The sequence below is a fragment of the Undibacterium sp. Ji22W genome (assembly GCF_049340305.1).
Lineage (GTDB): Bacteria > Pseudomonadota > Gammaproteobacteria > Burkholderiales > Burkholderiaceae_D > Undibacterium.
Map to the genome: position 1 here is coordinate 225,249 of NZ_JBMPOU010000002.1, position 14,134 is coordinate 239,382.

At 46.3% G+C, this 14,134-nt stretch carries 9 protein-coding genes and 3 tRNA genes; all 12 read right to left on the reverse strand.

Features of this window, described 5'->3' with window-relative positions:
- Positions 1–78: 78 nt before the first annotated feature.
- On the reverse strand, positions 79–4,308 hold the full coding sequence (gene rpoC / locus ACO0KW_RS07820) for a DNA-directed RNA polymerase subunit beta' (RefSeq protein WP_423052367.1): 4,230 nt from the start codon (positions 4,306–4,308) through the stop codon (positions 79–81).
- Positions 4,309–4,581: 273 nt separating this feature from the next.
- Positions 4,582–8,688 (reverse strand): DNA-directed RNA polymerase subunit beta, encoded by a 4,107-nt coding sequence (gene rpoB / locus ACO0KW_RS07825; RefSeq protein WP_423052369.1) that lies wholly within the window; start codon positions 8,686–8,688, stop codon positions 4,582–4,584.
- 268 nt (positions 8,689–8,956) lie between these two features.
- A complete protein-coding gene (rplL, locus tag ACO0KW_RS07830; RefSeq protein ID WP_186921956.1) occupies positions 8,957–9,328 on the reverse strand; it encodes a 50S ribosomal protein L7/L12 in 372 nt (123 codons plus the stop codon).
- Between the two features lie 49 nt (positions 9,329–9,377).
- A complete protein-coding gene (gene rplJ / locus ACO0KW_RS07835; RefSeq protein WP_423052372.1) occupies positions 9,378–9,914 on the reverse strand; it encodes a 50S ribosomal protein L10 in 537 nt (178 codons plus the stop codon).
- Between the two features lie 306 nt (positions 9,915–10,220).
- On the reverse strand, positions 10,221–10,916 hold the full coding sequence (gene rplA, locus ACO0KW_RS07840; RefSeq protein ID WP_186891710.1) for a 50S ribosomal protein L1: 696 nt from the start codon (positions 10,914–10,916) through the stop codon (positions 10,221–10,223).
- Positions 10,916–11,347 carry a 50S ribosomal protein L11 gene (gene rplK / locus ACO0KW_RS07845; RefSeq protein WP_315469670.1) on the reverse strand — a complete coding sequence of 144 codons (432 nt, stop codon included), beginning with the start codon at positions 11,345–11,347 and terminating at the stop codon, positions 10,916–10,918. The genes rplA and rplK overlap by 1 nt, the downstream gene beginning before the upstream one ends.
- 126 nt (positions 11,348–11,473) lie before the next feature.
- On the reverse strand, positions 11,474–12,079 hold the full coding sequence (gene nusG / locus ACO0KW_RS07850) for a transcription termination/antitermination protein NusG (protein ID WP_315472494.1): 606 nt from the start codon (positions 12,077–12,079) through the stop codon (positions 11,474–11,476).
- Complete coding sequence (gene secE, locus ACO0KW_RS07855; RefSeq protein ID WP_186941269.1) at positions 12,079–12,459, reverse strand: preprotein translocase subunit SecE; 381 nt, start codon at positions 12,457–12,459, stop codon at positions 12,079–12,081. Before secE ends, nusG begins: the two co-directional genes overlap by 1 nt.
- A 37-nt stretch (positions 12,460–12,496) precedes the next feature.
- A tRNA-Trp gene (locus tag ACO0KW_RS07860) sits at positions 12,497–12,572 on the reverse strand.
- 73 nt (positions 12,573–12,645) lie between these two features.
- Positions 12,646–13,839 carry an elongation factor Tu gene (gene tuf, locus ACO0KW_RS07865; RefSeq protein WP_315472496.1) on the reverse strand — a complete coding sequence of 398 codons (1,194 nt, stop codon included), beginning with the start codon at positions 13,837–13,839 and terminating at the stop codon, positions 12,646–12,648.
- 91 nt (positions 13,840–13,930) lie between these two features.
- Positions 13,931–14,005: transfer RNA gene (locus ACO0KW_RS07870), tRNA-Thr, on the reverse strand.
- Positions 14,006–14,047: 42 nt separating this feature from the next.
- Positions 14,048–14,121, reverse strand: a tRNA-Gly gene (locus tag ACO0KW_RS07875).
- Between the last annotated feature and the right edge of the window lie 13 nt (positions 14,122–14,134).

The following is a 14,134-nucleotide window of genomic DNA, read 5'->3' on the forward strand; positions in this document are numbered from 1 at the left end:
TACCGACTCGATAAACAAAAACGGCACCGCAGAAGTTCTACGGTGCCGTTTTTGAGTCTGAGCAACGCGCTCTAAACCTTATGCTTCGCCTGCATTTACATCTGTTGTGGTCACTTCTGCTGCTGGAGCAAAAATTTCTTTCTCAGCTTGCAACAAGGCTGCACGTTCGTCCGCTTCCCAAGATTCTTTCATCTTGCGAGCGCGGTGATACGCCAAACCTGTACCAGCTGGAATCAAACGACCAACGATGACGTTTTCTTTCAAGCCGCGCAAAGTATCTTTCTTGCCCATGATCGCTGCTTCGGTGAGAACACGTGTGGTCTCTTGGAAGGAAGCGGCAGAGATGAAGGAATCTGTCGACAAAGAAGCTTTAGTAATACCGAGCAAAATATTTTCATACGTTGCAGGGATACCGCCACGTGCAACAACACGATCATTTTCACCCAACAAATCAGAGCGCTCTACTTGCTCGCCCATGATGTAATTCGCATCACCAGGTTGAGTCACTACAACACGACGCAACATTTGACGTACGATCACTTCGATGTGCTTGTCATTGATCTTAACGCCTTGTAAGCGATAAACGTCTTGAACTTCATCAACGATGTAGCGTGCCAAAGCTTCGATACCCAACAAACGCAAGATGTCTTGTGGATCAGCTGGGCCGTCAACAATCATCTCACCTTTATTTACAACTTGGCCGTCATGCACCAAGACTTGTTTGTCTTTGGTGATCAAGAACTCGTGCTTCTCGCCGTCCATGTCGGTGATTTCCAGACGTTGCTTACCTTTGGTTTCCTTACCAAACGCAACCGTACCAGTCACTTCTGCCAACATACCAGCGTCTTTTGGTGAACGAGCTTCGAACAACTCAGCAACACGTGGGAGACCACCAGTAATATCACGAGTTTTTTGTGATTCAGTTGGAATACGCGCTAATACTTCACCAACGTGTACTTGTTGACCGTCTTTCACCGTAATCAAAGCGCCGACTTGGAAGCCGATTGTTACCGCGTGCTCAGTACCAGAAATTTTCACTTCTTCGCCAGCTTCGTTCAACAATTTAACTTGTGGACGCAAGCTCTTACCAGCAGCAGAACCACGACGTTTCGCATCGATTACCACCAAAGTGGACAAACCAGTGACATCATCAACCTGCTTAGCAACAGTCACGCCTTCTTCGACGTTCTCAAACTTAACCTGACCGGTGTATTCAGTAATGATAGGACGTGTCAATGGATCCCAAGTCGCCAAATCCGTACCAGCACGAATTGTCATGCCATCTTTAACGATCAGAGTTGCACCGTAAGGGACTTTATGACGTTCACGTTCACGGCCATGATCATCGGTGATCAAGACTTCACCAGAACGGGAAATCACGATTTGATCGCCTTTACCGTTAGTGACATAACGCATCGTTGCTGTGAAACGAATCGTACCGTTGGATTTTGCTTCCACTGAAGAAGCAATCGCTGCACGAGAAGCTGCACCACCAATATGGAACGTACGCATCGTCAACTGTGTACCTGGTTCACCAATGGACTGCGCAGCGATAACACCGACTGCTTCACCAGCGTTAACCATGGATCCGCGACCAAGATCACGACCGTAGCACATGGCGCACAGACCGTAGCGTGTATCACATGTCAATGGCGTACGTACTTTGACTTCATCAATACCCAAGGCTTCGATTTCTTCTACCATGACTTCGTCGAGCAAAGTTCCGGCAGCATACAAAGTTTCTTGTGTTTCTGGATTAACGATATCATTCGCAGCAACACGACCCAAGATCAAATCACGCAAAGGCACGTTAACTTCACCGCCTTCAACGATGGCTTTCATGGAAGCGCCGTTCGCTGTACCGCAATCATCTTCGATCACAACCAGATCTTGCGTAACGTCGACCAAACGACGAGTCAAGTAACCGGAGTTCGCTGTCTTCAACGCCGTATCGGCCAGACCTTTACGCGCACCGTGAGTGGAAATAAAGTACTGGAGAACGTTCAAACCTTCGCGGAAGTTCGCAGTAATCGGTGTTTCGATAATCGAACCATCCGGTTTCGCCATCAATCCCCGCATACCTGCCAACTGACGAATCTGTGCTGCAGAACCACGCGCACCGGAGTCAGCCATCATGTAAATCGCGTTGAAGGATTCTTGCGTACCGACTGTGCCGTCACGACGTGTGACTGGTTCAACTTTCAGTTGTTCCATCATCGCCTTACCAACTTCATCACCGGTCTTACCCCAAATATCAACAACCTTGTTGTAACGTTCGCCAGCAGTCACCAAACCGGACGCGTATTGCTGTTCGATCTGTTTAACTTCGTGCTCAGCCGCTGCCAACAAAGTGACTTTTTGTGGTGGTACCAACATATCGTCGATACAGATAGAAATACCAGCACGAGTCGCCAAACGGAAACCAGACTGCATCAATTGATCCGCAAACACCACCGTCGCGCGCAAACCGCACTTACGGAAAGATGTATCGATCAACTTAGAAATTTCTTTCTTCTTCAAAGGACGATTCAAAACTGAGAATGGCAAGCCTTTTGGCAAAATCTCAGACAAGATCGCACGACCAACTGTAGTTTCGTAACGTTTAATCGTTTTAACGAATTCGCCAGTCTCTTTGTCTTTTGGATATTCAGTAATACGTACAGTAATACGTGTCGCCAATTCCACTTCTTTATTATCCCAAGCACGAATCGCTTCTGAAACGTCTGGGAACATCATGCCCTCGCCCTTGCCATTGATGGCTTCGCGCGATGCGTAGTAGAGACCCAACACGATATCTTGAGAAGGCACGATAGATGGTTCACCGTTTGATGGGAACAAAATATTGTTAGAAGCCAGCATCAATGTGCGTGCTTCCATTTGTGCTTCGATAGACAAAGGTACGTGAACCGCCATTTGATCGCCGTCAAAGTCGGCATTGAATGCTGCGCAGACCAGTGGATGCAACTGGATCGCTTTACCTTCAATCAGAACTGGCTCAAACGCTTGAATACCTAAACGATGCAAAGTAGGTGCACGGTTCAACATGATCGGATGTTCGCGAATCACTTCTTCCAAGATATCCCAAACCACTGGCTCTTGAATTTCAACGAGTTTCTTCGCTGCTTTGATCGTTGTCGCTAAACCCATCAATTCCAATTTATTGAAAATGAATGGTTTGAACAATTCCAAAGCCATCAATTTCGGCAAACCGCATTGATGCAATTTCAGTTGTGGACCAACCACGATAACTGAACGGCCAGAGTAATCGACGCGCTTACCCAACAAGTTTTGACGGAAACGACCGCCTTTACCTTTGATCATCTCAGCGAGAGATTTCAATGGACGCTTATTCGCACCAGTCATTGCTTTACCGCGACGACCGTTATCCAACAAGGAATCGACCGCTTCTTGCAACATACGCTTTTCATTGCGCGTAATAATTTCCGGAGCGCGCAATTCCATCAGGCGCTTCAAACGGTTATTACGGTTAATAACGCGACGATACAAATCGTTCAAATCGGAAGTCGCAAAACGGCCACCATCCAAAGGTACCAATGGACGCAGTTCTGGCGGCAATACTGGCAACACTTCCATGATCATCCAGTCCGGCTTAATGCCAGAACGTTGGAAGGCTTCCAAGACTTTCAGACGCTTGGAATACTTTTTGATCTTCGCTTCAGATTTAGATTCTTTGAGTTCTGTACGCAAAGTTTCTGCATCACGATCGATATCGATAGAGCGCAACAATTCACGGATACCTTCAGCACCCATGAACGCGGTGAATTCATCACCATGCTCTTCGTACTTCGCTGCGTAATCATCTTCAGACATGATCTGGCATTTTTTCAGCGGCGTCATACCTGGATCGGTCACAACGTAGGCTTCAAAATACAATACGCGTTCGATATCGCGCAAAGTCATATCGAGCACCATACCCAAACGGGATGGCAAGGATTTCAAGAACCAGATATGGGCTGTTGGGGAAGCCAACTCGATGTGGCCCATGCGTTCACGACGCACTTTTGCCAACGTCACTTCAACGCCGCATTTTTCGCAGATCACACCGCGATGTTTCAAACGCTTGTATTTACCGCACAAGCATTCGTAATCTTTAATTGGGCCAAAAATTTTGGCGCAGAACAAGCCGTCGCGCTCAGGCTTGAAGGTACGATAGTTGATGGTTTCCGGCTTTTTGACTTCGCCGTAGGACCAAGAACGGATTTTTTCAGGGGAGGCGAGACCAATTTTAATGGCGTCGAATTGTTCGTTAGGCTGAACTTGCTTGAATAGATCGAGCAGTGCTTTCATGTATTTCACTCCGGTGAAGTGTTTGCAACCTCTTGCAAGGTCTCAAAACGCTTTTTTAGCTAATGGTGCTATCCATGCCAATAAGCAGCTTACTGTCTAACCCTGTTCGCATTCGCGGGAGAGCCTGGTCAATGAATGAATTAACACAGGTTCCGCCAATACCGGGAACAACAAACCACGCCTACCGCCAAACATAACCGCCATCTGAATGACCAACGCCCGAAACGAATTCGGGCGATGGTTTTTACAACTAAACTACTTTTTCAAAACTAATCAATTACGTTCGAGATCGATATCGATACCCAAAGAACGAATCTCTTTAACGAGAACGTTGAAGGACTCTGGCATACCAGCATCGATCACGTGATCACCCTTAACGAGATTTTCGTACACTTTAGTACGGCCATTCACGTCATCGGACTTCACAGTCAACATCTCTTGCAAGACATAAGACGCGCCGTATGCTTCGAGTGCCCATACCTCCATCTCACCGAAACGCTGGCCACCGAATTGTGCTTTACCGCCCAATGGTTGCTGTGTTACGAGAGAGTAAGGACCGGTCGAACGTGCATGCATCTTGTCATCGACCAAATGATGCAATTTCAAGACGTGCATATAACCGACTGTGACATTACGTTCAAAGGCTTCGCCTGTACGACCGTCATACAAGGTAACCTGATTCTTCGAAGGTGTCATACCGAGTTGTTTCGCGATATGGTCTGGGTAAGCCAGATCCAGCATACGTCGAATTTCGGATTCATGCGCACCGTCAAACACTGGCGTTGCGAATGGGACACCATTTTTCAAATTGGACGTCAATTCCATGATTTCATGATCAGACAAACCATCGATATCTTCAGACTTACCAGACTCGTTATAGATCTGTTTCAAGAAACCACGCAACTCTTCCACTTTTGCTTGCGCCTTCAGCATTTCGCCGATACGCAAGCCCAGACCTTTTGCAGCCCAACCTAAGTGAACTTCCAAAACCTGACCCACGTTCATACGTGATGGAACACCCAATGGGTTCAACACGATGTCAGCTGGTGTACCGTCAGCCATGTAAGGCATATCTTCAACTGGAACAATGCGTGAAACCACACCCTTGTTACCGTGACGACCCGCCATCTTGTCACCTGGTTGCAAACGACGCTTAACAGCTAAGTAGACCTTAACCATTTTTTGTACGCCTGGTGGCAATTCATCGCCTTGCGTCAACTTAGTACGCTTCTCTTCAAACGCCAGATCAAACTGGTGACGTTTTTCAGCGATAGAATCTTTAATCGCTTCGATAGAACGTGCTGCATCTTCATCAGCTGGACGAATATCAAACCAGTGGTACTTATCAACTTCTGCTAAGTATTCCTTAGTGATCGTTGCGCCTTTAGCCAATTTATTTGGACCGCCGTTAGCAACTTTACCGACCAACATACGTTGCAAACGTTCGAAAGCATCGCCTTCAACAATACGCAACTGATCGTTCAAATCGAGGCGATAGCGCTTCAATTCGTCATCGATAATTTGCTGTGCACGTTTGTCGCGTTGGATGCCTTCACGTGTGAAGACTTGCACGTCGATGACAGTACCAACCATGCCAGAAGGCACGCGCAGGGAAGTATCTTTAACGTCAGAAGCTTTCTCACCGAAGATCGCACGCAAGAGTTTTTCTTCTGGAGTCAATTGTGTTTCGCCTTTTGGCGTCACTTTACCGACCAGCGTATCACCAGCAGTCACTTCTGCACCGATGTAGACAATACCGGATTCATCCAGACGCGCCAATTGATTTTCAGCGAGGTTGGAGATATCACGTGTGATTTCTTCCGCACCCAACTTCGTATCACGAGCAACAGCAGACAACTCTTCGATATGAATCGAGGTGTAGCGATCATCAGCCACAACTTTTTCAGAGATCAGAATCGAATCTTCGAAGTTGTAACCATTCCACGGCATAAACGCGATCAACATGTTTTGACCGAGCGCCAATTCACCCAAATCGGTGGAAGCGCCATCAGCCAATACGTCACCTTTAGCAACGATGTCGCCAACTTTAACGATAGGACGTTGATTGATGTTCGTGTTTTGGTTAGAACGCGTGTACTTAATCAAATTGTAGATATCAACACCGACTTCACCAGCTTGCGCTTCTGCGTCATTCACGCGAATAACGATACGACCCGCATCGATATAATCGACTTTACCGCCGCGCAATGCTTGCACAGTTGTGCCGGAATCGACTGCCACTGTACGTTCGATACCTGTACCGACCAAAGCTTTTTCTGGACGCAAGCAAGGAACAGCTTGACGTTGCATGTTGGCACCCATCAACGCACGGTTCGCATCATCGTGTTCGAGGAACGGAATCAATGAAGCCGCAACGGAAACAACCTGACCTGTCGCAACGTCCATGTACTGAACGCGCTCTGGAGAGACCAAAATCGTTTCACCAGCTTGACGAGATGAAACCAACTCATCGCTTAACATACCAGCAGCATCGATAGTCGCATTCGCCTGAGCGATAATGTATCGACCTTCTTCGATCGCGGACAAGTAATCGATCTGATTAGTGATCTTACCGTCGATAACTTTACGGTATGGTGTTTCCAAGAAACCGTATTCATTCAAACGAGCGTACAACGCCAATGAGTTGATCAAACCAATGTTCGGTCCCTCTGGCGTTTCGATCGGACATACACGACCGTAGTGAGTTGGATGAACGTCACGTACTTCAAAGCCTGCACGTTCACGTGTCAAACCACCAGGTCCCAGAGCAGAAATACGACGCTTATGCGTGATCTCAGACAATGGGTTAGTTTGATCCATAAACTGGGACAATTGTGATGAACCGAAGAACTCACGAATCGCTGCGGAAATTGGCTTAGAGTTGATCAAATCATGCGGCATTAAATTATCCGCTTCGGCTTGACCTAAACGCTCTTTGACCGCACGTTCAACACGCACCAAACCAGCACGGAATTGATTCTCAGCTAATTCACCAACGCAACGTACACGGCGATTACCTAAGTGATCGATGTCATCGACTTCGCCGCGACCATTGCGCAACTCAACCAAGATCTTAATCACGGCCAAAACGTCGTCGTCTGACAAAGTCATCGCGCCAGTCAATTCATCACGCCCGATACGGCGGTTAAATTTCATACGACCAACGGCAGACAGATCGTAACGATCTTCGTTGTAGAACAAACCATTAAACAAAGCTTCTACAGAATCTTCTGTTGGCGGCTCACCAGGACGCATCATACGATAGATCGCTACACGCGCAGCCATTTGATCGGCAGTATCATCAGCACGCAAAGTCTGTGAAATGTAAGCACCTTGATCGAGATCATTGGTGTACAAAGTCTGAATATCATAGACCTTCGCACCACGCAACTTCGCCAACAATTCTTCTGTCAACTCATCGTTCGCATTCGCTACTACTTCGCCAGTATCGGCATCAACGATATTTTTCGCCAAAACGCGACCGAGCAAGTAGTCTTCTGGTACAGAAATCATCTTGATACCAGCGGATTCGATTTCACGCACATGCTTGGAATTGATACGCTTGTCTTTCGCTACGATCAACTTGCCAGCTTTGTCAGAGATATCAAAACGCGCAACTTCACCGCGTAGACGTTCTGCAACAAATTCCATTTCCGCGCCATCGCTATGCAAGCCGAAATTATCAAAGACGAAGAAGTTCGCCAAAATCTGCTCATTTGTCATGCCAATAGCACGCAACAAAATTGTTACTGGCATCTTACGACGACGGTCAATACGGAAGAACAAAATATCTTTTGGATCGAACTCAAAATCGAGCCATGAACCACGGTAAGGAATAATTCTTGCTGAAAACAGCAACTTACCGGAGGAATGTGTTTTGCCGCGGTCATGTTCAAAGAACACACCAGGGGAACGGTGCAACTGAGATACGATCACCCGCTCAGTACCGTTAATGACGAAAGAACCCGTGCTAGTCATGAGTGGCAATTCACCCATGTACACTTCTTGTTCTTTCATTTCTTTAACGACAGGTTTTGTTGGAGATTCTTTATCCAGAATCACCAAACGTACTTTGGCACGCAAAGGAGAGGCAAATGTCAAACCGCGCAGTTGACATTCCTTGACGTCAAAGGCTGGATCGCCTAAAACGTAGGAGAGAAATTCTAAACGAGCGAACCCATTGTGCGACACGATCGGAAAAATGGACGTGAAGGCTGACTGCAAGCCCTCGTTTTTGCGCGTCGACGGTGCTTTGTCGGCTTGCAAAAAGCCCAAATATGACTCGAGCTGGGTCGCCAGCAGGAACGGAACGTTGTGGACGTTAGCGCGTTTCGCAAAAGATTTACGAATGCGCTTCTTCTCAGTAAATGAGTAGTGCATGGACACTCCGTGAGTGGCAAGGAAGGATGGAGAATTCAGATTTCAAAACTTTTTTCCAGGTAAATGACACTACAAGAAAAACCATCAAGAAACCTCAAGTCTCAGCCCTCACCTTATGAGATTCGGCTTAGGAAATTTCAACAAATTTACAAATTACAAACATTTCGGCCGCGAGAACGACAGAGAAGCCAAAGAGGAACCTTCTCTTGCAAGAAGATTCCTTCCTTTGACTTAGGCAAACTCGAAAGTCTGCCAGTATAACATGGAATTACTTGATGTCTGCTTTCGCACCAGCTTCTTCCAATTTTTTCTTAGCAGCTTCAGCATCCGCTTTAGAAACAGCTTCTTTAACTGTTTTTGGCGCGCCATCAACTACGTCTTTAGCTTCTTTCAAGCCCAGACCTGTCAATTCACGAACTGCTTTAATAACGCCAACTTTGTTTGCGCCAACTTCAGACAGAATTACGTTGAATTCTGTTTGCTCTTCAACAGCAGCGGCAGCAGCACCAGCAGCTGGACCAGCTGACATTGCAGCAGCGGAAACGCCAAATTTTTCTTCGAATGCTTTAACCAAGTCGTTCAAGTCCATTACGGACATCGCGCCTACGGCTTCCAGGATATCGTCTTTGCTAATTGCCATTTGAAACTCCAATATTTAAATTACTATGATTCGGTATTTGACGAAAATCTTATTCAGCTGCTGCTTCGGCAACTTCTGCTGCCGGCGCTGCTGGTGAACCAGATTCTTGTTTTGCTGCGAGTGCTGCCAATGCACGTGCGAATGCCGATACAGGAGCCTGCATCATACCCAACACTTGCGCCAACAATACTTCACGAGCAGGAATGCTTGCCAACGCAACAACACCAGCTTTATCCAAAGATTTACCAGCGTAGTTACCCGCTTTAACGACTAACTTGTCATTGCTTTTTGCAAAGTCTTGAACGACTTTAGCAGCAGCAACAGCATCTTCCGAGATCGCATAGATCAACGGACCTGTCATTTCATCAGCGAGGCTTGCAAATACAGTTCCCTCAACAGCGCGACGTGCGAGTGTGTTTTTCAACACGCGCATATATACGCCTTGAGCACGTGCGCTTGCACGTAACTGCGTCAAATGACCGACCTGTATGCCACGGTATTCGGCTACGACGATAGTCTGTGCTTTTGCTACTTTTGCAGAGACTTCAGCGACAACAGCCTTTTTGTCATTCAGATTGAGACTCACGGTCAACCTCCTTAAATGATATTCAGTCGATACACCACAATGATGCACTTCCCTCATATCGTTTCGAACACGGCGTCCGAAGTTAGGAGCTTCACTGGATCACCAGTAGTCACTACAAAACTTACTCGGGTACACCATCTGCGTTGGGCATCAAGAATCACTTCTCAATAATTAACTTTCTAAACGAATTTAAAAAGCCCAACGGTCTTTGACACTCTGTTTGCTACTACCTACCAAAATAAGCAATACCAAACAGCCCAAAGATGCGCCATCCACCAAAAAAATGAATGGGCTTAATTCTTAATATTACGCAGACAAATTGATGTGATCTACGCGCACACCAGCACCCATAGTGGATGAGATGGAGATTTTACGCAGATAGACACCTTTGCTCGTCGCTGGTTTAGCTTTGTTCAATGCTTCGATCAAGGCCAACAAGTTCGACTTCAAATCGCCATCAGCGAAAGATTTACGACCGATTGTTGTGTGGATAATACCAGCCTTGTCAGTACGGTATTGAACTTGACCGGCTTTGGCGTTTTTGACCGCTGTTGCCACGTCAGGAGTTACAGTACCAACTTTTGGATTTGGCATCAAACCGCGTGGCCCCAAAACTTGACCCAAAGTACCAACGATACGCATAGTGTCTGGAGATGCGATCACGATGTCAAATGGCATATCGCCAGCTTTGATACGCTCAGCCAAATCTTCCATACCAACGATATCAGCACCAGCTGCTTTAGCTTCTTCAGCTTTTGCGCCTTGAGCAAATACCGCTACGCGAACTGTCTTACCTGTACCAGCTGGCAACACAACCGCGCCACGAACAACTTGGTCAGATTTCTTAGGATCAACACCGAGTTGAACAGAAACGTCGATAGATTCGTTGAATTTCGCAGTTGCGCATTCTTTGATCAACGCGATAGCGTTATCGAATGGATAAACTTTCAAACGATCTACTTTTGTTTTCAGCAATTTTGCTTTTTTAGATAACTTAGCCATTACAGACCCTCCACCGTGATGCCCATGGAACGAGCAGAACCCGCGATTGTACGCACAGCTGCTTCCATATCTGCAGCAGTCAAGTCTTTTTGCTTAGCTGTTGCGATTTCTTCGGCTTGCGCACGACTGATTTTGCCAACCTTGTCTGTATGTGGTTTAGCAGAACCTTTAGTGATGCCAGCTGCTTTTTTGATCATGTAAGTTGCTGGTGGCGTCTTCATCACGAATGTGAAAGACTTATCAGCAAATGCGGTGATCACAACTGGAATTGGCATACCTGGTTCCATACCTTGAGTCTGCGCATTAAATGCTTTACAGAATTCCATGATATTCAAACCACGTTGACCCAATGCTGGACCGATTGGTGGGGATGGATTTGCTTTACCAGCTGGGACTTGCAGCTTGATAAAACCAATAATTTTCTTTGCCATGATGGCTCCTTCTATGGTTGAGTGGTAGCGCCTTTTGGTCAGATGACCAACCAACAGGCTCCTCGCTTTTTTTCACCAACATTCACATTTCTGTACGGTGTCAGCCCCGCTTACTACATTTGCTGCTTATACTTTTTCGACTTGACCAAATTCCAGATCTACCGGAGTTGCGCGCCCAAAGATAGTGACATTCACACGCACTTTAGATTTAGCGTAATTCACTTCTTCGACATTACCGTTGAAATCTGTGAACGGACCTTCTTTAATACGAACTACTTCACCAACTTCGTACAATACTTTTGGCCTTGGCTTTTCTACTCCATCCTGCACCTGCTGCAGAACTTTTTCTATTTCGTGACGCGGAATTGGTGCTGGCTTATTCGATTTACCTCCAATAAAACCAGTAACCTTGCTCGTGTTCTTTACTAAGTGCCAGGTATCATCCGTCATTTCCATTTCCACGAACACATAACTAGGAAACAAACGACGCTCTGTAACACTTTTCTTGCCATTCTTAACTTCTATCACTTCTTCGGTAGGAACCAAAATTTGTCCAAATAAATCTTGCATTTCGGCGCGCTCAATACGCTCTACCAATGCACGATGAACACTTTTCTCCATACCAGAATAGGCATGCACAGCATACCATTTTTTTGCACTCTTAGGGACAGAAACACCAGAGTCCTGCTCTGGCGCGCCATCCGTATTTTTATCTGAGATTTGTTCGCTCATTATTTAAGCCCAAGAATTACGTTCATAATCAAATATTCAAGAACTTTATCAGTCGTAAACAAGAAGATTGACATAATCAATACAAATCCGAATACCACTGCCGTCATCTGTCCAGCCTCTTTACGAGTTGGCCAAACCACCTTCTTAGCTTCACGAATCGATTCTTTGGCAAACGACACCAACTCACGACCAGTCTCAGAAATAAAGACCAGCACCAGAGCTAATGCGAGACCACCAAACAAAGCACCTAAACGCACATATTTCGCCTGACCAGCGAGAACATAAAATGCAACAACACCAGCAACAGCAGCAATCACCGCCAAAATGATTTTATATTTATCATTAGAAGTGCTGACAGTTTGAACGGTTTGGTTAGACATGCTGATTTTTACTTTCGATGCCTTTTGGCCTTGATGGTGGCAGGGGCGGTAAGGATCGAACTTACGACCTTCGGTTTTGGAGACCGACGCTCTGCCAGTTGAGCTACACCCCTACAGCTTTTACAAACGAGAGGGATAGCAACTTTTTCAAGCAACTACCCAACTCATCTTTACTACTTAAAACTATTAACCAACGATAATTTTAGCAACAACACCCGCACCAACAGTACGACCACCTTCACGAATCGCGAAACGGAGACCTTCTTCCATCGCGATCGGGTTGATCAACTTAACTGTGATAGAAACGTTATCACCTGGCATAACCATTTCTTTATCTTTTGGCAACTCGATCGAACCTGTTACGTCCGTTGTACGGAAGTAGAACTGTGGACGATAGTTGTTAAAGAATGGCGTATGACGACCACCTTCATCTTTAGACAAAACGTAGATCTCGCCTGTGAAATGATCATGCGGCTTGATTGAACCTGGCTTCGCCAAAACTTGACCACGTTGAATATCTTCACGCTTAGTACCGCGCAACAATACACCAACGTTATCGCCTGCTTGACCTTGGTCGAGCAATTTGCGGAACATTTCAACACCAGTACATGTTGTTTTTACTGTGTCTTTAATACCAACGATTTCGATCTCTTCGCCGACTTTAACGATACCGCGTTCGATACGACCAGTCACAACTGTACCGCGACCAGAGATTGAGAATACGTCTTCTACTGGCAACAAGAATGCGCCGTCAACAGCACGTTCTGGAGTTGGGATGTAAGAATCCAAAGCATCAGCCAATTTCATGATTGCTTCTTCGCCCAATGGGCCTTTGTCGCCTTCGAGCGCCAACTTTGCAGAACCTTGGATGATAGGCAAATCATCGCCCGGGAATTCGTATTTAGACAATAACTCACGAACTTCCATTTCAACCAATTCCAACAACTCAGCGTCATCAACCATGTCGCATTTGTTCAAGAAAACGATGATGTATGGAACACCAACTTGACGTGCCAACAAGATATGTTCACGCGTTTGCGGCATTGGGCCGTCAGCTGCGGAGCAAACCAATATCGCGCCGTCCATCTGAGCAGCACCAGTAATCATGTTTTTAACATAATCAGCATGGCCTGGGCAGTCAACGTGCGCATAGTGACGCGCTGCTGTTTCGTATTCTACGTGGGCTGTATTAATTGTAATACCGCGCGCTTTTTCTTCTGGAGCTGCATCGATCTGATCGTATGCTTTAGCTTCGCCGCCAAATTTCTTAGACAATACTGTCGCAATCGCTGCTGTCAATGTCGTTTTACCGTGATCCACGTGACCAATTGTACCGACGTTAACGTGCGGCTTGGTGCGTTCGAACTTACCTTTTGCCATTTTAGACTCCTAACGATTGTGAGAGATCTTCTTAAGCTACCAGGCACACACCTGATAATAACAATGCGAAGACGATGATTTAAAACTACACTGGTGCCCTTGACGTGGATTGAACACGTGGCCTCTCCCTTACCAAGGGAGTGCTCTACCACTGAGCTACAAGGGCAGCTCTTTGCACAACACACATGCAGAGACAAAACTTTAAACTTGGAGCGGGTGAAGGGAATCGAACCCTCGTCTTAAGCTTGGAAGGCTTCGGCTCTACCATTGAGCTACACCCGCATACGAAACTGAT